23 protein-coding genes are annotated in these 20560 nt (G+C 50.6%); 17 read left to right on the top strand and 6 right to left on the bottom strand.

Annotated elements, in window-relative coordinates:
• Positions 1–24 precede the first annotated feature (24 nt).
• On the bottom strand, positions 25–822 hold the full coding sequence (locus GC101_RS04260) for a lipase family protein (RefSeq protein WP_171716204.1): 798 nt from the start codon (positions 820–822) through the stop codon (positions 25–27).
• 65 nt (positions 823–887) lie between these two features.
• The gene (locus tag GC101_RS04255) at positions 888–1829 is read right to left on the bottom strand and encodes an SDR family oxidoreductase (protein WP_171716203.1); all 942 of its coding nucleotides are present in this window, start codon (positions 1827–1829) and stop codon (positions 888–890) included.
• Between the two features lie 171 nt (positions 1830–2000).
• Here GC101_RS04255 and GC101_RS04250 point away from each other — a divergent pair, with 171 nt between their 5' ends.
• Entirely contained in the window at positions 2001–2375 is a 375-nt protein-coding gene (locus GC101_RS04250; RefSeq protein WP_039293820.1) for a MerR family transcriptional regulator, read from the top strand.
• A 118-nt stretch (positions 2376–2493) separates the two neighbouring features.
• The gene (locus GC101_RS04245; protein ID WP_171716202.1) at positions 2494–3369 is read left to right on the top strand and encodes an alpha/beta fold hydrolase; all 876 of its coding nucleotides are present in this window, start codon (positions 2494–2496) and stop codon (positions 3367–3369) included.
• A 64-nt stretch (positions 3370–3433) separates the two neighbouring features.
• On the opposite strand, the gene GC101_RS04240 is transcribed toward GC101_RS04245, so the two are convergent.
• Positions 3434–5314, bottom strand: coding sequence for an LTA synthase family protein (locus GC101_RS04240; protein WP_171716201.1), 1881 nt, complete (start codon positions 5312–5314; stop codon positions 3434–3436).
• Between the two features lie 181 nt (positions 5315–5495).
• Here GC101_RS04240 and GC101_RS04235 point away from each other — a divergent pair, with 181 nt between their 5' ends.
• From GC101_RS04235 to GC101_RS04205, 7 genes are all read left to right on the top strand, one after another.
• A complete protein-coding gene (locus GC101_RS04235) occupies positions 5496–5750 on the top strand; it encodes a hypothetical protein (protein WP_171716200.1) in 255 nt (84 codons plus the stop codon).
• Positions 5747–6877: an SGNH/GDSL hydrolase family protein gene (locus tag GC101_RS04230; RefSeq protein WP_171716199.1), complete on the top strand. Its 1131-nt coding sequence runs from the start codon at positions 5747–5749 to the stop codon at positions 6875–6877. The genes GC101_RS04235 and GC101_RS04230 overlap by 4 nt, the downstream gene beginning before the upstream one ends.
• Positions 6878–7664: 787 nt before the next feature.
• Positions 7665–8198, top strand: a complete 534-nt coding sequence (locus tag GC101_RS04225; RefSeq protein WP_171716198.1) for a TetR/AcrR family transcriptional regulator — start codon at positions 7665–7667, stop codon at positions 8196–8198.
• A 12-nt stretch (positions 8199–8210) separates the two neighbouring features.
• Positions 8211–8534: a DMT family transporter gene (locus tag GC101_RS04220; RefSeq protein WP_042138348.1), complete on the top strand. Its 324-nt coding sequence runs from the start codon at positions 8211–8213 to the stop codon at positions 8532–8534.
• A 3-nt stretch (positions 8535–8537) separates the two neighbouring features.
• Complete coding sequence (locus GC101_RS04215) at positions 8538–8891, top strand: SMR family transporter (protein ID WP_171716196.1); 354 nt, start codon at positions 8538–8540, stop codon at positions 8889–8891.
• 180 nt (positions 8892–9071) lie between these two features.
• Positions 9072–9815: an N-acetylmuramoyl-L-alanine amidase family protein gene (locus GC101_RS04210; protein WP_246354145.1), complete on the top strand. Its 744-nt coding sequence runs from the start codon at positions 9072–9074 to the stop codon at positions 9813–9815.
• Between the two features lie 38 nt (positions 9816–9853).
• Positions 9854–10378 (top strand): DNA topology modulation protein, encoded by a 525-nt coding sequence (locus GC101_RS04205; protein WP_171716194.1) that lies wholly within the window; start codon positions 9854–9856, stop codon positions 10376–10378.
• Between the two features lie 95 nt (positions 10379–10473).
• On the opposite strand, the gene GC101_RS04200 is transcribed toward GC101_RS04205, so the two are convergent.
• On the bottom strand, positions 10474–11007 hold the full coding sequence (locus GC101_RS04200; protein WP_171716192.1) for a CDP-alcohol phosphatidyltransferase family protein: 534 nt from the start codon (positions 11005–11007) through the stop codon (positions 10474–10476).
• A 217-nt stretch (positions 11008–11224) separates the two neighbouring features.
• Between GC101_RS04200 and GC101_RS04195 the strand changes: the two genes are divergently transcribed.
• Positions 11225–12106: an AraC family transcriptional regulator gene (locus GC101_RS04195; RefSeq protein ID WP_171716191.1), complete on the top strand. Its 882-nt coding sequence runs from the start codon at positions 11225–11227 to the stop codon at positions 12104–12106.
• Positions 12107–12215: 109 nt separating this feature from the next.
• Complete coding sequence (locus GC101_RS04190) at positions 12216–12836, top strand: DUF2185 domain-containing protein (protein ID WP_171716190.1); 621 nt, start codon at positions 12216–12218, stop codon at positions 12834–12836.
• A 192-nt stretch (positions 12837–13028) separates the two neighbouring features.
• Here the strand turns inward: GC101_RS04190 and GC101_RS04185 are convergent, their stop codons facing one another.
• Complete coding sequence (locus GC101_RS04185) at positions 13029–13433, bottom strand: putative periplasmic lipoprotein (RefSeq protein ID WP_171716189.1); 405 nt, start codon at positions 13431–13433, stop codon at positions 13029–13031.
• 106 nt (positions 13434–13539) lie between these two features.
• On the opposite strand from GC101_RS04185, the gene GC101_RS04180 reads away from it, so the two are divergent.
• From GC101_RS04180 to GC101_RS04165, 4 genes are all read left to right on the top strand, one after another.
• The gene (locus tag GC101_RS04180) at positions 13540–14064 is read left to right on the top strand and encodes a hypothetical protein (RefSeq protein ID WP_246354144.1); all 525 of its coding nucleotides are present in this window, start codon (positions 13540–13542) and stop codon (positions 14062–14064) included.
• Between the two features lie 181 nt (positions 14065–14245).
• The gene (locus GC101_RS04175; protein ID WP_171716187.1) at positions 14246–15277 is read left to right on the top strand and encodes an ATP-binding cassette domain-containing protein; all 1032 of its coding nucleotides are present in this window, start codon (positions 14246–14248) and stop codon (positions 15275–15277) included.
• Positions 15274–16086, top strand: a complete 813-nt coding sequence (locus tag GC101_RS04170; RefSeq protein ID WP_171716186.1) for an ABC transporter permease — start codon at positions 15274–15276, stop codon at positions 16084–16086. The genes GC101_RS04175 and GC101_RS04170 overlap by 4 nt, the downstream gene beginning before the upstream one ends.
• Positions 16087–16770: 684 nt before the next feature.
• Positions 16771–17295 (top strand): hypothetical protein, encoded by a 525-nt coding sequence (locus GC101_RS04165; RefSeq protein WP_171716185.1) that lies wholly within the window; start codon positions 16771–16773, stop codon positions 17293–17295.
• Between the two features lie 12 nt (positions 17296–17307).
• On the opposite strand, the gene GC101_RS04160 is transcribed toward GC101_RS04165, so the two are convergent.
• A complete protein-coding gene (locus tag GC101_RS04160; RefSeq protein WP_171716184.1) occupies positions 17308–18285 on the bottom strand; it encodes a biotin--[acetyl-CoA-carboxylase] ligase in 978 nt (325 codons plus the stop codon).
• Positions 18286–18506: 221 nt separating this feature from the next.
• On the opposite strand from GC101_RS04160, the gene GC101_RS04155 reads away from it, so the two are divergent.
• Together GC101_RS04155 and GC101_RS04150 are read left to right on the top strand one after the other, a co-directional pair.
• Complete coding sequence (locus GC101_RS04155) at positions 18507–19058, top strand: biotin transporter BioY (RefSeq protein ID WP_171716183.1); 552 nt, start codon at positions 18507–18509, stop codon at positions 19056–19058.
• An 8-nt stretch (positions 19059–19066) separates the two neighbouring features.
• Positions 19067–20557 (top strand): class I adenylate-forming enzyme family protein, encoded by a 1491-nt coding sequence (locus tag GC101_RS04150; RefSeq protein ID WP_171716182.1) that lies wholly within the window; start codon positions 19067–19069, stop codon positions 20555–20557.
• Positions 20558–20560: the final 3 nt, after the last annotated feature.

Here is a 20560-nt window from a genome sequence, read left to right as displayed (position 1 = left end):
AATATGCAGGGGCTCCCCCGGTGATCAGGTAATCAATTCAAGCACCGGACAGAAGCCGGGATTCGTGGAACATAACATTGCTGTGTATTCTGGCCGTTGCTTCGACAGTACTGCGAAATAGCTTCTAAGCACATGATTGAGCTCAACCGTCCCGTTCTGGAAAGATAATGAGTACAGCGTCTGCACATGGGTGTAATAATATTTTTTCTCATGCCGGGGCAGCTTGTAGATGGTAGGCGGAACGTAGGTGGCGACGTCAAAAAGATTGGCATAACGGAAGCTGCTGCGGACATAGCTGCTGAAAGCTTTGGCAAATGCAGGATCACCTGCACGCGGAGATCCGTACGTATACAGGCGGGGAGACCTGTAGGCTGAATTAGCAGCGATATCTATAGCACATAAGGTTGCTAGTGCCCCGCCGAGGCTGTGGCCTGTAACGTATAGCGTTTTCTCCGGTGACAAGGTCCCGAGTATGGAGAGGATTTCCTCTCTTGCTGACGAATAAATATCTGTGAAGCCTCTGTGCGTCAGGCAATCTTCCTTGATATATTTGAACTTCTTTTGCGCAGCATTCATGTTGGAGAGCCAATTGGTGGTTGAGCTGCTTCCGCGCCAGGCAACAATGATCTCTTGCGGTGATTCCAGAATGAAACCAAACGGCTCGGAGATTCCGCCCATGGATTTCGCCCGGAAATTATGCACGACCGAGAAGTCCGCCGGAACCACGAACGAACCGTCCGCATGTTCAAATTGTACATAGGTCTGCCCGCAGACGGCAGCCAGAAAGATGGCCCAGTCCTGTTCATTCCGCATGTTACCCATCCCGCATCCCGCCCTTCTTTCTATCTGTGTATGATCAGCAGGCGGGATTGGTGCCTATGGAACCTTTATGAATTCGCTATTGCGTCGAAATCCACATGCGTCAATTGTATGGATACTTCCCACAGTCTGGCCGCCACAGCAGCATCCAGCCCCTGCGGAGCGATCTTGCCCGGCTTTGGCAAGCCCCTTGTTTCTGAGAGTCTGCCGGGACCATAATAAGTTCCGGACTTCGCGTCCGGCGATGTCGCGGCGAAGAGCGTCGGAAGCGCGCCTTGCGCGGCTGGCTGGAAGAAGACCGGACCCAATAGCCTGCGCAACATTCCCGCGGAGCTATTCGGTCCGGACCCGTTGAGAATCAGCTCCGTGCGTGAAACACCCGGATGAGCAGGAAGGCTCAATAGGCCCCAGCCCGACGCGTCACTGCGCCGCTGCAGCTCCAGTGCGAACATGATCATGGCAATTTTTGATTGCGCATAAGCTTTCATGGCATGATAACGGCGTTCAAATTGCAGGTCGTCAAAATGTATTGAGCCGCTCCGGTGGGCAACACTGCCCAGGCTTATCACACGCGGTTTGTTTCCTTTGCGCAGTAAAGGCATCAGATGCGCAGTCAACGCGAAATGTCCAAGGTAATTCGTACCGAATTGAAGCTCAAAGCCATCTTTCGTGATTTTGCGGGTAGGAGGTGTCATTACTCCTGCATTATTGATTAGCAGATCCAGACTGTGCCGCTCCTTATTCATCCTTGCGCCGAACGCCTGTACCGACTCTAGGCTGGCAAGATCCAGCTCTTCAAAACGGATGTTGGCTGAGGGAACACTACTGCGGATTTTTTTCACCGACTCTGCTCCCTTTGCGGCATTGCGGCCAGCGAGTATGACTTCTGCCCCATTTTTGGCCAGCTCCAGCGCCGTTTCGTAGCCGATGCCTCCTGTACCGGTAACGATGGCCGAGCGGCCCTGCTGTGAGGGAATATTTGAAGCTGTCCATTTTGGGAATTTCTCCATCTTTTCTTTCTCTCCTTTGCCCTGTTTGACTGTATCTATGGCTCATACCAGAATGTTTAACATCCGGCCTGAATTGTAAGTTGGCGAGCCGTTCGATATACTTAATGCTAATACTTAGAGGGTTATCGAAGTCAAGCAGTCATTACAATACCCATTTCGAGGTGAAAGAGGATGTACAGTATCAATGAAGTAGCTGCGATTTGTGAGGTGACGGCGCATACACTCCGCTTTTACGATAAGGAGGGATTGTTGCCCTTTGTGGGACGCAATGGAGCGGGAAACCGCATATTTTCTGATGGTGATTTATCACTTGTCAAAGTGATTTGCTGCCTGAAAAACACCGGAATGCCGATTAAAGATATCAAAAAATACATCGAATTGATTATGGAAGGCGATTCGACCAAGGAGACACGGCGAAGTATTATGATCGAGCACCGTAAGGAAGTACTGCGGCAGATGGATGAATTGAAGAAAAATCTGAACATTATTGATTTGAAGGTTGCTCTCTACGACACCAATAATTACGATTTGCTACGGGAGATATAACTGCTGGCAGTTAGAGTTATCTCTAAGTGTTGATAGCCAACAGAATACATACATAAGATGAACATAAGAAGATTCAGCCGCTAACAGTTCGATTATACATAACATGGAGGTTTGAATTTTGATCGAGGAACGTATTTCATTAGGGCAGCTAGCGATAAACGTGAGGCATTCATTAAACAGCAAGCCTGCTATTCTGTTTCTTCATTTCAGCGGCGGGAACCTCAACATGTGGGAGGGGATTCTCCCGCAGTTTGCACAGGACTACAGCATCATTGCTCCCGATATCCGGGGACATGGTCAATCGGACAAACCGGAAACCGGCTATCATATCGATCAGATGGCTGAGGATATGTATTTGCTGCTGCAGCATTTGCAGGTAGACAAGTGCCATATCGTCGGCAGCTCGATGGGAGCAGAGGTTGGCCTGAGTCTGGCGGCGGCGCATCCGGAGAGAGTGTTATCCCTGGTCTGCGAAGGCGCACTTAATAATGAATTCGGCGAATACGGAATATTCCAAGGTACAGCAGAAGAAATTGTGCAGAGAAAAGAACAGCTGCGTGCAGAATTGGGTGAGCGGGAAGAACGGATCTTCAACAGTATAGAGGAGTATGTTGCCGAACAACGGGCGGAGCTGACAGCGGAGGGGCTGTGGAATGAATATTTCTCGGCCTTTTATGAACATAGTCTGCAGCAGCTTCCGGACGGCAAGTACACCTACTGTTATCTGAACCGTGTGAGGACCGAATATATCGTGAAGTTCTGGGATCTGTCATTTGAGCAGTATTATCAGAAAATAGAGTGTCCGGTACTATTCCTCCCCAGCGAAGAAGAGTGGGCTGACGAGTCCATCCGCCGCAATCTGGACGCTTTCGCAGGGCTGCTGGACAGCTATGAAATCACACGCATTCCAGATTCCCTTCATGCTTATGTCTGGATGCAGCTGCCGCTTCCTGCAGGCCAGGCTGTGAAGAACTTCCTGAATAAGCAGCTATAATCACAGATAAAGAGCCCGGTCCTGGAGACGCTTCTCCGGGTCCGGGCTCTATTCGTGCTAGCTTTTAATCAGAGCTACTCTCATCCTTAACTTCACGGTCCGGCAGCTGTGTAACATAACTGTCCGACATCCGCAGAAGCTCAAGTGCGCGGGTGAACTCATCCTCTGTCGATTGCAGGAGCTCCGTCCCGTCACCGGATAATGTATAATGCTGTCCGTCTTCGAACCCGCTGCCGGATAAGAAGAGCTCTTCGTTATTAACGAAGGAGCCCGTAGGCAGATAATAGCGCTGCGGGAGCAGGTTATAATGGGTCTGATTCAATAAATCCTGTCCGAAATGAATATGATAGTCCAGCGGCACACCGAGCAGATTCGCTACAGTAGGGAGAATGTCAACCTGTCCGCCCAGCTGCTCCTTCACGCTTGGAGACGTAATGCCGGTAGCTGATATGATGAGCGGGATATTAATCAGATCGCGTTCATTATATTCATGCCCCAGAATTTCCTCCATTAAGACTTTATCATCATCCTTGAGCGAGAAAATAGGAAGTCCCCGGTGATCACCATAAAGCACAACCACACTGTTATCCCATACCCCGCTGCTTTTGAGTTCATCCATAAATTGACCCAGCGCATAATCGGCATAGTTCTCGGCACGGATATAGTCTCCCACAAGCGTACCTTCGTAACGTTCCGGCAGTGTCATCTTATATTTGCTCTCTGGAATGGTGAACGGGTTATGCGATGACATCGAGATTACGTGTGAATAGAAGGGCTGTTCGTTCTGGTCCATCCGGGCCAGCTCTGACGATGTTTTGTTATACAGGACCTCATCCGATGAACCATAGAAGACAGTATCGTCTTCACCGAAGTAGGCTTTGTCATAATAACGGTTAAACCCAAGCGCATCGTAGAGTTCTCCGCGGTTCCAGAAGTCGACTTCATTCGTATGGAAGGTTGCCGTGTCGTAGCCTTGGGCCTGCAGGAGCTTCGGCAGACTCGGCAGGTCTTTAGGTGCATACATTTCTGTAGCCGGACCATCCGGCGGAACATAGAAGGAAGTATTTACGATAAACTCGGCATCCGATGTGTTACCTTGACCCACCTGCTGAAAGAACCGGGGGAAGTAATAACTCTCGGCGGCAAGCTTATTCAGGTTAGGTGTAATTTCTGTTCCGTCAACCGACAGATTGATCAGGAAGTTCTGGAAAGACTCCATTTGCAGGATGATCAGATTCTTACCCTTGGCGGCCCCGTACATGACCGGATTGGCTAGGGTCTGAATGCCTTTGGTCTTATCAATGCCTGCCTGTGAGATTTCCGCTTGATTAATCGGCTCTTCCTCCGGCTCACCCAGCAGGGCATAAGCTTCATAATTGAGGATCCCCATTTGTTCGGCTTTGACATTCTCGTTCATACTGGCCTTATTCGGAAAAATATTCATCATACACATGACAAGTGAAACACAGAACAAGGCAGCGACCGCCTTGCGGTTACTGGGGCGTGACATTGAGTGCTTCCAAGCCAGCGCCTTCTTGCGTCTGAGCATAACCAGGCTGATAATGATAATGTCTACGAAAATAAGCATATATTGAGGGTGCACGACGGCGAATATACTTTTCTTGACGGCTCCCACCTGCTTGACCTGGCCGAAGACCTGAGAAGTAGCAATAATGCCAAAATGATTATGATAGACAATCAGAGAGAAGAATAAAACGGTAATAAGCAGATTGACGAGCATATAGATGGCAATTTTCCGCTTTGTGGCGAACCATTCGATGAGGCAGAACAGCAGCAGCACAAAAGGAATCTCTTTCAGCCATGTGGTCCAGGTCGGCCCGTCTTCGAACAGGTAATACCAGGCGAAATAGCTTTTAACTAGCATAATTAGGGAGAAGAATAGAATCGATCTTTTACTGAGCGAGCGTGATTCCTTAAACGGCATTGCGTATGCGCATCCTTTTCTATTTAATCTTTTCATTTTATTACATGGGAGAGTTCAAAATCAACTAGATTTAAGGCAGCGGGATTTAAAATAAAGATGTAAATCCGCAGCTTTTACGTTATCCTCATATAAGCGATCCGAAAAAACACTAAAGAACTTAATTAGCGCAGGAGGAACATAGATGTCAAAAGAATTCTCACGGCAATATACCGAAAGTGTGAAGCTGGAATTATTGAACAGACTCGGACTGAAGCAGGTGTACTTCAAAGGGCAGCAAGGTGATGATCTGCTGTATGAGGCAACGGGCTTTGACCGCGGGACGGCGCATAAATTCTGTGTCCGGACGAAGAAGGGAACCATCGACGAGTGGGTCGGCGGCAAATGGATGAAGGTCCGCAGCTTCACGATTGCCACAAGGCGGGAGGGATCAGAATGAGTGGGGACGCGTATTTACAGGTACATCGGCTGGCTGAAATCGAGCATTTGAAGATTCACGGCAGAACGACCGGCGGCTTGGACCCGGTTACGTTATTCTGGACGGGCAGTGCCATCGAGCTGAATGTCCAGGCTTCCGGGCTGTGGATTGAAGTGGAATCCGGTTATGACCAATACGAATCCTGGATCAGTATCTTGATCAACTCCGTTCCGGTCAGCAGACAGATGCTGAATGCCGGAAGGCACTGGATCTGTGTATTCCGCGGAATGAACCTTGACACCGTGAAGAATATCCGGATTGTAAAAGAGGTTCAGGCGATGAGCGGCGACCCGGGCTGCTATCTGCAGTTCCATGCGGTCCGGACAGACGGAGCGTTCCTGCCGGTTGAAGCGAAGCCCTACCGGCTGGAGTTCATCGGCGACAGCATCACTTCAGGTGAAGGCGTTATCGGAGCCCGGGAGGAGCTGGACTGGATACCGGCCTGGTTCAGCGGAGTACATAATTATACGGCTATGACTGCAGACGCAGTACAGGCAGAATACCGGGTGATCTCGCAGAGCGGATGGGGTGTGCTCACCAGCTGGGATAACAATCCGAAGGGTAATCTTCCAGATATCTACGAGCAAGTCTGCGGTCTGCTCACCGGAGAGCGTAATGAAGCGCTCGGAGCGCATAAGGAGAACGACTTCGAATCCTGGCAGCCGGATGTCGTGGTCGTTAATCTTGGTACTAATGATAACGGTGCATTTCATTCCCCGGAATGGGTGGATGAAGGTACCGGGCAGAGATATAAGCAGCGGCTGAAGGAAGACGGCAGTTATCATGAAGACGATCTGGCAGCGTTTGAGGCGGCCGTGGTGAAATTTCTGGGCAAGCTGAGACGTTATAACAACACTGCCCATATTCTCTGGGCGTATGGCATGCTGGGCATTCCGCTGATGCCGGCGATATATCGTGCTGTGGATGCTTATATCCAGTCAACTGGCGACAAGAAAGTGTCAGTGTTTCAATTGCCGGATATGACGGACGAAACGGCGGGAGCAAGAACCCATCCTGGGTTACTGGCCCATCAGCAGACGGCGCGAGAGTTAAGCGGCTATATTAAGGGATTGTTATCAGGATCATAAGCAGGCCGATAATCAAGTTCTTATTAATAGTGCGGGAATAATGGTTGCGTGACGCTCATCAGCGGATGAGCGTTTTTTGCTGTGTAAGGGGTGCCCGGAAATTATGATATTCGTCTGTTGGGGATAAGTTTCATTGGAATTTGGGGCAGATCCTTCTCCGTCTGAAGAAAGAAGGTGATTTTGTCGGAGTCCCTCTGATCCCGCCGAAAGCGGGCGGTATGAGAAAAACAAAGGGATAAATCCCTCTAATTTCGCCGAAAGTGGGCGGCATGGGAAAATTAAAGGGATAAATCCCTCTGATTTCGCCGAAATTGGGCGGCACGGGAAAATTAAAGGGATAAATCCCTCTGATTTCACCGAAAGTGGCTGGCATGGGAAAATCAAAGGGATAAATCCCTCTGATTAGCAGGATGAGGGGCCCTGAATTCGCCGAAAGTGGGCGGGAAGCTGGGATGAGGGGCAGAAGTGCCCCTGAATCCACCGAAAGTGGGCGGGAGGCGGAAATGAGGGGCAGAAGTGCCCCTGAATTCGCCGAAAGTGGGCGGGAAGCGGGGATGAGGAGTAGTATTGCGCTTAATTTCCCCGGGGGAACTGTACAGAGGGAGCTGTCCCAGAAGAAGTCTGAGGGGAGCATGTGGTGGCCTACAATCTCCAAAGTTGCTAAAGGCCGGATAAGCCGCATAATGCATAAACTCCAGTTGGATTCTTTTGCCGGGCGACGTTACTCCTGTCCTTCATTTGACAAACAAACCGTCCAGACGGTATAGTAAATACAGGGGTGATTCACATGAACAGTAATTCCAAACGCAATTCGATTCTGGCAGCCGCTTCAACCGTCGTGAAGCATCAAGGAATTGAGAAGCTGACACTTGAGGCGGTGGCCGCCGAAGCAGGGGTGAGCAAAGGCGGTCTGCTGCATCATTTTCCGAATAAGGACGCCTTAATTCATAGCATGGTGTCAGGAATAACGAATGAATTCATAACCGATGTTCAGAATAGGGCAGCCCGGGATACACGGGATCAAGGGAAATGGAGCCGGGCCTATTTGCAGTCCACCGTCGAAGCAGATAAGGAAGCGCAGGGCATGAACGTAGCGCTTAACGCAGCGCTTTTTAGCAACGGGGATCTGCTGGATGACCTTCGGAAACAGTACTCCGTCTGGCAGGAGAACATTGAGAACGATGGACTTGATCCGGTGATCTCCTCGATGGTCCGGCTGGCTGTAGACGGCTTGTGGTTATCGGAGGTTTTTGGAATCGGCGATCTCAGCAGCGAAATGCGTGACAAGGTCGTCCGCAAATTGCTGGAGATGATTAATTAGGAGGTAACCCAAGTGAATTCTTATGTATTATTGTCGTTGGCTATAGTGAGTGAAGTCTTCGGCAGCTCCATGCTCAAGGCATCGAACGGGTTCAAAAGACTGCTTCCATCCATTGCGGTGGTCGCCGGCATGGGGCTGGCGTTCTTCAATCTGTCGCTGGCGCTGAAAGAGATTCCCCTCGGGACGGCTTATGCCATCTGGTCAGGTGTAGGAACGGCGTTAACCGCATTGGTCGGCGTACTGGTCTATAAAGAAAGTCTGAATGTCAAAAAAGTAGCAGGACTGCTCCTCATCATTGGCGGTGTGGTGCTCCTGAAGCTTTCAACGGAGGGTTGAACTGTGAAAAGTTATCTTGCACTAAGTATTGCCATCATCTCGGAAATCTTCGGCACAACGATGCTCAAGCTCTCCGACGGATTCAGCACTGTGCTGCCGTCTATCGGAGTGGTGATTGGAATGGGTGTGGCTTTTTACAGCTTATCCATTAGTCTCAGAACCATACCGTTAAGCCTGGCTTATGCCATCTGGTCCGGGGCAGGGACGGCGCTGACTGCACTCATCGGCATCCTGATCTGGAATGATCCCTTCAACCTGCTCACCGGTATCAGTCTGCTTATCATTATCGGGGGGCTCGTCTTGCTGAATTCCTCCAGTCATGCCGGGCAGGCAGCAGAGCATACACCCGCCAAATAGCATAGAAATAACAAAAGACTGATTGGAGCCATGACAAAGGCCTCCATCAGTTTTTTTGCAAGGATAAGAATCTATAGGTGTCCGTGTATCGTTACAGAATTAGGTCTTGCCTATCCAGCCTCCGGTATGCTGAAATGGAAGGGGAGACGAATATGAAGTAGGCGATAAGGAGAGACCGGAATGAGGAAGATGTACATTATAGCTGCCGCATGGCTCAGTCTGCTACTGCTTGCGGCATGCAGTGATGGCGTCAGTAACGGTTCAGGCGGGAACAGCGCAGATTCAAGTCTGGCTGCGGCTCCGGCGGCGGGTAATCGGGCAATTCATGAACCAGATCGTACAAGCGGGCCTGGAAGCAGTGATCCGGTGTATTCCGGACCTGTATACAAGGTCGTAATCGATCCGGGGCATGGCGGTGAAGACCCGGGTGCGACTTCTGTGAGCGGACGGTTTGAGAAGGAGTTCAACCTCAGCGTATCACAGGCAATAGCAGAGAAGCTGGCGGATGATCCGCAGCTTCAGATTGAGCTTACCCGGACCGGGGATGCTTTCATTTCTACGCATGAGCTGTACCGGCCGGAGTTCGCGAATGACCTTCCGGCAGATTTATTTATCTCCATCCATGGTAATACCTATGAGGATGCATCGGCATCGGGCACGGAGTCCTTTTATTATCATGACGAATCACTGGTTTTTGCCGAGACTATACATAAGCATGTTATTCTGGCTACCGGGCTCAAAGACCGCGGAGTCAAGGCTGCGAACTTCTTTGTGCTGCGGGAGACGGAGATGCCGTCCGTGCTGCTGGAACTGGGGTATTTGACCAACCCGGGCGATGAAGCGAAGATGTGGACCAATGAGTTCCAGGAAGCAGTGGCCTCATCCATCGCGGATGGAATCAAGGAATACTTGCAGCTGGATTGAAGGGATAGTAGTTACGTCATATTGGACAGGGAGAACTTATGAACCGGATTCTAATTCTCGGATCAGGAGGCTCGGGCAAATCCACCTTGGCACGGCAGCTCGGCGGTCTGCTCCATCTTCCGGTTGTGCATCTGGATTCCCATTTCTGGAACCCGGGCTGGATTCCCAAGCCGGATGAGGAATGGGACGGGCTGGTCCGGCAATATACGGAGCAAGAGCAGTGGATTATGGATGGCAATTACTCAAGGACGATGGATATCAGGCTCAAGCGGGCGGATGTCATCATTTTTCTGGATCTGCCTAGGCTCTTATGTATGTACCGGATTGTGAAGCGGCGTCTGATGTATCATAACCAAACCAGACCCGATATGAACGAAGGCTGTCCGGAGAAGCTCGACTGGGCGTTCGTGAAGTGGGTCTGGAACTACAAGACACGAAGCCGCGACAACACCATTGCAAGACTCCGGCAGGCCGGCGCTCATCAGCAAGTCATCACCGTTACCTCCAGACGACAGGTCAAGGCGTTAATCAGAAGCTTTGCGGATGCCGGACCTTTTGGCTAAGTATTCGTGGTGTGCGGGATTATAGAAGAATAGGCAGTGTTACCGGAGAACCCGTTGTGTGTGTTATGGGTTCTTTGGGGTGTATGAACAGAAGATTAGCGCCGCCGATACAGCCCCTTCCGGTCCAGCTGCAGCTGACTTGAGCTCAGAAGGATGATGAATTCCTCCACAGCGGATATAGTAGCTACGGTGCATACAACAGCAGTCCAGACACCTTGATGAATATACGGAAGCAGCAGAGGTGTGATAAATAACAGGATTCCGGCGAGCTTGTTGCCATAGGTATGAATGCTGCCGTAGGTCCGGAATCTGCGCAGTGCGGTCAGCATGGAGGCACCCCGGATTAAGGCGATCAGCATGATCCAGAGGAGAACCCCGGGTGTAAGTCCAAGGAACGGATACAATGTATATAATGCGGCGCCTACCAGCGTCATGTCAGCCAGGGAGTCAAGCTTGGCGCCGAGACTGCTGGTTGTTCCGGTTTTTCTGGCAATCGGCCCGTCCAGCATATCTGTGATTCCGCACAGGATATAGACAGCGGTGAAGCCCGCGCCCAGCGGCTCAAGACATAACAGCAGGAGTGCCAGCAAGGTCCGGCTGAGCGTTATGCAGTTGGGTATAAGCTTCATTTCAACCCTCCGTCTTCCCGCTGGGGAAAATTGCTTTTTATATAGTATCTATGCTTCATTATCATTAAAATAGAGCGGATTGTCTTCATATATATCAACTATATTATGGCAGAATTATTGCTGCTCCAGGGGCAGTACCCGTCAATCTGGTGCAGGAACTGTCGGACCCGGTCTTGGGATAGCTGTTAATCTGATGGTGAGGAAAGGGTGATAAACGATGAACCTGCTCGAAAATATGAACGCGGCACTCTCCTATATTGAAGAGCAGCTGGAGGGTGAGGTGGATGTCAGGGAGGCAGCGAGGCGGGCGTTATGCTCGGAGTATCATTTCACGCGGATGTTCTCCTTTCTGGCAGGTATTCCGCTGTCGGAATATATCCGCCGCAGACGTCTCACATTGGCCGCATTCAAACTGCAGGGCAGCCAGCAGCGGATTATTGATCTGGCCCTGGAATTTGGTTATAGTTCACCGGATGCCTTCACCAAGGCCTTCCAGCTGGTTCACGGCGTGACGCCGTCGGAAGCAAGAAGTGCAGGGACACCGCTGAAGGCCTTTCCCCGGATGACTTTTCAATTAACGATCAGAGGAGGCAGTGAAATGAATTACCGTATGGAAGAGAAAGCGGCCTTTAGCATCGTCGGACTGAAGAAAAGGGTGCCTATCCAGTTCAACGGAGTGAATCCGGAAATCGCAGCGATGTGGCAGAGTCTCAATATGGAGATCATTACAGAATTGAAGCAGCTGTCCAACATCGTTCCTGCCGGGATGATCAGCGCATCGGTGAATTTCTCCGAAGGGCGGATGGAGGAACGGGGGGAGCTCGATCATTATATTGGTGTAGCTACCACACTGGACTGTCCTCCGTCCTATGCCAAGCTTGAAGTCCCTGCGTCTACATGGGCTGTATTTGAAGCGGTGGGGCCGTTTCCGGATACGCTCCAGAATATCTGGGGCCGGATTTATTCCGAATGGTTCCCCTCTTCCAATTACGAGCAGGTCGAAGGGCCGGAGATCCTCTGGAATGAGAGCAAGGATACAACCTCGCCAGCGTACAAAAGTGAAATATGGATACCTGTACAGGAATCGAAACTCCTTTAATTGTCCCTGTGCCTGAGCTTAAGATGGGTGGATTTTCCTGTCCAAATGAATCGTGTCTCCCGCAATGGGGTAATGGTAGTCTAGCACTACAGACTAGGAGGCACACGTCATGGAATGGACTTTGGAAGATGTGGAAGAAGTGAGCCGGCAGCATCCTAATTCTTTCTTTATTCCCTCCCGGCAAGAACGGATGACCCAGAACCCAGGAAGAATGGTTAGGCTGCATTTCATCCTGACGAACCCGAAAGAAGGAGAACCCCGCGCTGAACGGATGTGGGTGGAGATTACCGGGCAAGATCCGGTTACCGGACGTTATACGGGGCTGCTGACGAATGTGCCGGGAGTGATACAGACGCTGCAACCTGGAGCTACCGTGGAATTCGAGCCCAGACATATTGCCCGGACAATTCTGCGAGAAGGCGACCCGGCGTGGGTCGAGGCAGGCGAGAAGGCGGCGCTGGTGACCAAGAAATGCATGCTGCCCGGAAGCGGGGTTCGCTGGATGTACCGTGAAGCAGCCACACGGGAGCAGGATAGCGGATGGAGGCTATTCACCGGGGATGAGGATGGAGCATACCTGAGTGATCCCAAGAATACCGCGATCATGAATGTGTACGATCTGATTGACCGCGACCCGGGCTTACTGGAGCCTTTTAGAGGAGCTGTAGGTACGGCATTTGAACGGAGCGGCCCGGATGCAGCATGGGTAGAAGTTAAGAATTGGCGGTAAGCATAATATGCGGGGCTGGCGGTGTGCAGAAATCTGTGGCCGGCAGCCTTTTTGCGGTCAGAATCGAACATATACCTAACGGGCGTATTACTGAGAGGAAAAAGAAATTATAGATCGAACCGGATATCATCACGCAACAGCATTACCGGAATCAGGAGTTGGTGTTCACTTATTCAACCTATTTAGATCACCCTAATTGGTAATCATCCCGTCAAATAGCCAGATATCATTCTCTCTGGTAAATTGAAAGTAGATCTCTACAGCGCCTTCATCGACCTTGGCTACACCGATCTCCGCCGAATTGTCTGCAGATTTGTTGAAAAAGCGGTATTGCAGATTACGGAACGTTACTGAATCCAGCAGCCGGTTCTCATGATCGCTGGCTTTAAAGGTATCCGGAGTAACGGCCTCCTTAGTCTGAGGTTGCGAAGGCGGTTCTGACAGCAGATTTTTCAGCGCTTCATTCTCTTTTTGGAGGAAATCGAGTTTCTGGGCATCCAGCTGAACCTGAGTTTCATTCACTGTCCCGCCTGCTGAATTCTCTTCACAGGCTGCCAGTAAGAAGACACAAGCTAATAGTATGATAGTTTTTTTCAAAAAAGATATCCTCCCTCTAGTGATTGAAATGTTATTATTGGTATTATTATCCTATTATAACAGGCTCATATCAAGCTTAAGACGTTTCCCTATGGAGGTGAGTTCATTGAGGCGGGTATACTTATTGCTGCTCGCAGTACTGCTCCTAAATGGCTGTAGTACGGATAAGGAGGCAGAGCGCGCTGCTGGGCAGAACGTTATGCCGCAAGAAATGCCCGGAGATTTCGACTTTCTGGTCCGGTATGGCTATGGAGAAGCTACCAAGAATGAGATCAATACGTATCAGGATATAGTGGTAAAGGATCTGATCATGAACGGGACAGCGAGTGCGAATGTTACTCTGACCGGGGATGAGATGCGCAGCATCTATGACCAGATGAAGGAAATCAACATTATGGGGACGCTGGAGCTTGTGCCCGCCAGGCAGAGTTGTGCCGTCACCCCTTACCAGGAAGACAGCTGGCAGATAACTGTAGACGGAGTTACACGTGATTTGAGCTGGTCCGGTGAGACTTGTGAGCTTACAGATGATGCCGGGCAGCTGCTGGAGCTGCGGAACTTCATCGCGGACATCGTAGCCGGTAAGGAGGCGTACAAAGAATTGCCGGAAGCCGAGGGCGGTTATAATTAATAATATTGTATTTAAAGTGTACGTCTGCAAGCGTACTTCTTCAGTCCGATCCCAAGGGATCGGATTTTTGTTTTAATAAGACGTGGGAAAAGCAATCCGGCGGATGAGAGGCAAGTTTATATTCAGTTTAAAAAAGTCGGTTACCATCCTAATACATTCAGTTGTCTAGGAGGAATAAGGGATGAAACAAGTACAACAATCAGGAAGAGCGCAGGAGACTGGCAGCTATGCCATCGAAGCGCAGGGGCTTGTCAAAACGTACGGCAGCAACCGCGCGGTCGATGGTGTGGATCTCAAGGTCGGCACGGGCATGATCTATGGGGTGCTGGGTCCGAACGGGGCAGGGAAAACGACAGTAATCCGCATGCTGGCCACCTTACTGCGGCCTGACGCAGGTTCGGCGCGTATCTTCGGACATGATGTGGTTAAAGAACCGCAGATCGTGCGTCAGTTAATCGGAGTAACGGGTCAATATGCATCGGTGGATGAGTCACTCAGTGCGACAGAGAATCTGATTATCTTCTCCAGACTGCTCGGACTGGGACGCGCCGAATCGAGAAATAAGGCTGAAGAGCTGCTGGAGGAGTTCGGTCTGACGGAAGCGGCCAAGCGTCCGCTGAAGAATTTCTCCGGCGGGATGCGCCGGCGGCTGGATCTGGCTGCCAGTCTGATTGCGCAGCCGCCGCTCATTTTTCTGGATGAACCAACGACCGGACTTGATCCGCGGACGCGCAATCAAATGTGGGACACCATCCGGCGGCTTGTATCGACCGGGTCAACCGTATTGTTAACCACGCAGTATCTGGAAGAAGCGGATCAGCTGGCTGACCGGATTGCCGTGATCGACACCGGAAAGGTGGTTGCAGAGGGCACCGTAGATGAATTGAAGGCTTCCGTCGGCAACTCCTCGCTGCATCTGAAGGTCTTGAACCCGCAGGATATGGGGAATGCCCGTCTAATCGTCGAGCGGGTGCTTCAGGTGCGGTCCAATGTATCGTCAGAATCCGCAAAAATCATGGCGCCGATGGGCGATGTTGACCGGGTAACCGACCTGCTGATCGCGCTTCGCGGGGCGGGAATTCCGCTGCTGGAGATGAGTGTGCAGAAGCCGACGCTCGATGAAGTATTCCTCACCTTAACCGGTGATGGAGTGAAGGAAGAGGCCGGATATGCATCCGGATCAGCCAAGAACAAACAGGGGGTAATGGCATGAGTACATTCATCAAGCCGGGGACAGAACGGCGTCTGAAGAATCATACAGGCTTCGGCCAGGCGGTACGCAATTCTTTAACGATGGCCTACAGGGGGCTGCTCAAGATCCGGCGGACACCGGAACAATTATTTGACGTCACGTTCCAGCCGATCATCTTCACGCTAATGTTCACCTATATCTTTGGCGGGGCAATTGCCGGTGATGTAGCAAGCTATTTGCCGGTGATTATACCTGGTATTCTAGTGCAGACCGTAATTACGACCTCTGTCGTCACAGGTGTCCAGCTGCGGGAGGATATGGAGAAAGGTGTGTTTGACCGCTTCAAATCACTGCCGATCGCACGGATTGCTCCTCTGGCTGGCGCGCTGCTCGCAGATACTATCCGTTATACCATTGCTACTGTTCTTACCTTCGTTATGGGTTACATCATGGGCTTGCGCCCAGAAGGCGGCATCGGAAATGTTGCGCTTGCAGCGGTACTTGTAATCGGATGCTCATGGGCGATCAGCTGGATCTTCGCTTTCTTCGGTGTAATCGCCCGGACAGCTTCCAGCGTGCAAGGGATCTCGATGATCGTACTGTTCCCGTTAACCTTCCTCTCGAATGCGTTCGTGCCGGTTGATACGATGCCGAAATGGCTGCAGTGGTTTGTAAACATCAATCCAATTTCACATCTGGTCACTGCCGTCCGTAATCTGGTCAACAATGGAACGGTAGGCAGCGATCTGGTCTATTCCCTCGTCGGAGCGGCAGTCATTGTTGCCATCTTCGCTCCGATCACGGTGCGTGCGTATATGCGCCGTACGTAATCCGCTTTACTGAGAGACGTTAACGGATGTAGAAATACATCGGGTTAGCGTCTTTTGTGCTTTTGGCAGGAAATGATGGATCAAATGTTGAAGTTTATTCTATATTTAACTATTTAGCTTGAACTGGAGAACTTCCGGATTCGCAGCACGTCTTGCCCGAATTGCAGGTTATGGGTTATCTCCTACGGGACTACCGCTCATGTTATAACTGTAATTTGTACAACTATAATGCTTCATTCCTGCGCAGGAACAGTTTTAATTGCACTTTGTACACTTATAAATGGCTTCTTTGCTGTAAAAGAACAATTTCCCTATTTTTAATTGTACAGAATGCAGTTATTCCTAGACATGCGGTTTTTCGCCGCCTTTTAATTGCACAAAATACAACTATTATCCGCTATTCACTCCACGCTGCTCCTAAAGATTAATCTGCGCATACTATTTAAGGGGGAAGAACTCAAATGATATATCTGCTTGATCATAGCGGTAAGGAAAGATGGTATTTCGAAGTGGATGAGGAAGGCTGGGCGTTCAGACAAACTATAAGAACCGGAACATACATAAAGGTCTAAATGTAACAGCTGATATTATAGGGTACGACGAAGTGAATTATTGGTTTATTTTAGGGAATCCGAGAATTATAGATATGCAGTAAAAGTTACGATCGCAAGAAAGGGCGTAATCATGAACAAATTTGCGGGAATAGGAACCAGCACAATCAAATACGCAATCCTGAATTTCATTCTGGTCATTACTAATCTGCTCTTATACGCTTCAGGGCCGGATGGCGGCGGAACCGGGGACCGGGAAGAAGGGTTATATTTCTATCAGCTGTACTTGGTCTGTCTTGCCGTAGTGTTCGTTGTATATGGTGTATGGTCAGTGACTTCGGGAAGACACAAGAAGAGCATCAGAGGCTTGACTGCTATCCCTGTGTTGTTGTCTTCGGTTTGTATCAGTGGTCTCTTGATCTATACAATCAGCAAGAACAAGAGCCTGTACGACGAAATCTGGCTAAATAATTCAGGTTCGGAAGTCTTGGCGCTTAACGCAGACTTTCTAATCTATCTAGTATACTTCTTCCTGCTGTTCGCCATTTGCATCAGTGTGCTGGGGATTTTCTCTAGAAACAAATTGTCTATACTTGGACTGCTGCTGAATCTGTCTTTGTTCTATCTGCACTTTTACGCTTTTGCGGTATGGATTTGATACAGCCAGCGGCTAGATGGTAATGCTGACTTCTCCGCTTGAAAGATACTCCTCGTCACCATTCTCATATCTGACCTTCAGACGGCAGTCGTTATCAATGTCAATAGCTGTCGCCCCGCGTTGTTTGTTATCCTTCATCACCGTTACAGGCTTACCAAGGGAAAGGATTCGTTGTCTATATTCGGAGAGAAACGGTCTGTCCGTTAAATGCGCATAGTATTCCATGAAATGATTCAGCACTTCTGCCGCGAGCCGGCAGCGGAGATCATCATAATGATTGCTTTCGGAAAATACAGACGTTGCAATCCCGCCAAGCCCGTCAGGAAAGCCGGCCGCCGGTAGGGTTACATTGATGCCAATGCCGAGAACGGCGTAATCCAGCAAGCCATTCTCCAATGATAAGGAAGCTTCGGTGAGAATTCCGCACACCTTTTTGCCGTCCATGAATACGTCATTGACCCACTTAATCTGCGTGTCTTTACCGGATACGCTCTCGATGGCCAGGGCAACGGCGGCGGCTGCGGAGGTCGTCAGAAGAATGGATTCTGCCGCAGATAGCTTGGGGCGCAGCAGGATGCTCATGTAGATGCCCGTTCCCCGCGGTGAAAAGAAGGGCCGGCCATTTCTTCCGCGGCCGGCAGTCTGCTCTTCCGAGAGGATCACTTTCCCTTCAGCCTCTCCAGTTGCGGCCAGGATTTTTACTGCTTCGTTCGTTGAAGGTATAGTCTTGTAAACCTCAAGGCGCAGCTGTTGACCCTGTGGTTTCAGGTGTTTCGAAATGGCACCGGCAGATAAAATATCCGTTAGTGGGGATAAGGAATACCCTTTATTGGTTACAGCCTGTATGGAGTAACCGTCTGTCTGCAGCGACTTGATGGCTTTCCAGACTGCGCTGCGTGTTACGGATAACTGCCCTGCGATCTCCTCGCCGGATATATAACCGCCTTTGTTGCTGCCCAGCAAGGATAGAATTTGTTCTTTAACTGTCATGAAAATAACCCTCCAGAAATATTACGATCCGATCAATCCTATTCGATTATATTAACATGCTTAGATAACAATAGGAAAACGAAGGTGTTATTTTCGCTATATTGTGAACCAAATAAATTAAATTGGTTTACAATAGAGAGGGTCTCCATTATAATTCAGCGTACTGGCTGTATTCTTTAACCAGAGCACAACCTTTATTTTATCCAATGGAGGTCAATATCTTGAAGACAAAAGAACTTGTATATGCCGCATTATTCGCTGCACTCATCGCGGTGCTCGGTATGATTCCGCCCCTGCCCCTTGGCTTCATTCCTGTTCCGGTCACTGCTCAGACGCTTGGGGTCATGCTGGCCGGCTGTTTTCTGGGCAGGCGGATGGGTACCCTCAGCCTGGTTGTTTTTATCATTCTCATAGCCCTCGGATTGCCGGTACTGACCGGCGGGCGCGGCGGACTGGCGTTGCTCGTTGGACCGTCTTCCGGATACATATTCAGCTGGCTGGTCGCGGCAGGCTTCATCGGCTGGTGCTCCGAGAAAATCTGGCGCAGGGTCCGCATCTGGAAACTGATAGCCGTCAACCTGATCTTTGGCGTATTGCTGGTGAATCTGATTGGCGCACCCGTCATGGCCTTAATTACAGATACACCGGTCTGGACCGGACTGATTGGGGCTTTGGCCTTTCTTCCCGGAGACATGATCAAAGCGGTTATTGCGGCCGTCATAACGATGCAGCTGAAAGAAATCAGCCCCATTGAAGATCAAGCGGGGGTGTGAGCATACCCATGAACCTTGTACAGCACATTTTAGAACGTGGACAGGCTGCCCCTTCCCGCATTGCGATCTCAGACGGCCGGGAAGAACGCTCCTACGCCCAGCTGATGAGGCTGGTACAACAGGTTGCAAACGGTTTGCGGCATGGCGGACACATCAAGCGGAATATTGCTATTGTATCCGGTAACCGTATGGAGTTCGCCGAGTTTGTTCTCGGCGCCATCTATGCGGGATGTGTTCCCGTGCTGCTGGACCCCAAATGGCATCCGGAGGAGATGGATAAGGTTATCCGGCAGTGTGAGCCCGGACTGATTGTTGGTGAAGCGCGTTTTGCGGCTGATTTCACAGCACGTTATAAAGAAATTCCGCAGCTATACTTCGGCGGGGAGCAGAGCATCGGCAGCTATAGCTCTTGGCTGTCTGCCTTCGCGCCGGATGCCGCTGCAGAGGAGAACCCGGAATTGCTGTTCATCGGGTATACATCAGGCACAACCGGTCTCCCCAAAGGGTACATGCGGACTCACATGTCCTGGTTAACAAGCTTTGAGGCGACGGAGAAAGCATTCAGGCTGAATAGTATGAAGCACGTACTTGCACCCGGGCCGTTCGTGCATTCCCTGTCGCTGTTTGCCATGATGCAATCCCTGTATAGTCTGGCGACTTTTCATCTGCTGCCCGTATTCGATGCTGTGAGCGTATTGAATCTCTGCTCCCATGAACCTGATATGGTCCTGTTTGTTGTGCCTGCGATGATTGACGCATTGGTCCGGCAGGCCGCTGCAACCACGGCCCCGGTATCAATACAGGCCATAATCAGCTCTGGGGGCAAGTGGCCAGTGACGTTGAAACAAAGATGCCATGAGTTATTCCAGGAGACGAAGCTTTATGAGTACTACGGCTCCTCGGAGGCCAGCTACATCAGCTATCTTGAAATAACCGGGGAGGAGGAGGCAGATTCCTTAGGTAAACCGTTCGACGGCGTGCATATTTCCATCCGCGATGCGCAGTTTCGTGAGCTGCCCCCGGGTGCGATTGGTGAGCTGTATATCCGGAGCGAAATGATGTTCACCGGGTATCACCTGCTGCCGGAAGAGACGGCACGCGTATTTCGCGGGGGCTGGCTGCGTACGGGGGATTACGTGCTCCTGGATGATGAAGGGGATCTGCACCTGGCCGGCCGCGCCGGCAGCATGATCAAGAGCGGGGGACTCAAGGTGTTTCCCGAAGAAGTGGAGACTGTGCTGCGACGTATTCCGGCGGTCCGCGAGGTTATGGTATTCGGCAAGCCGGATGAGCGGTGGGGAGAGCAGATAACGGCATTGATTGAGTGGAGCGGAGAACAGCAGCTCAGTCTGGAGCAGATCAGGGATTACTGCCGTCCATATCTTGCAGGCTATAAGGTGCCCAGGCAGCTCGTTCCTGTGGAACAGTTCATCTATACCAGCAGCGGAAAAATCGCACGCCAGCGGATGATGGACAATGTGAGAGAAGGGTTGAGATGAGAG

Origin of the sequence: Paenibacillus phytohabitans (assembly GCF_013141775.1) — a bacterium.
GTDB lineage: Bacteria > Bacillota > Bacilli > Paenibacillales > Paenibacillaceae > Paenibacillus_AQ > Paenibacillus_AQ phytohabitans.
This window is presented reverse-complemented; position numbering and strand designations above follow the sequence as displayed.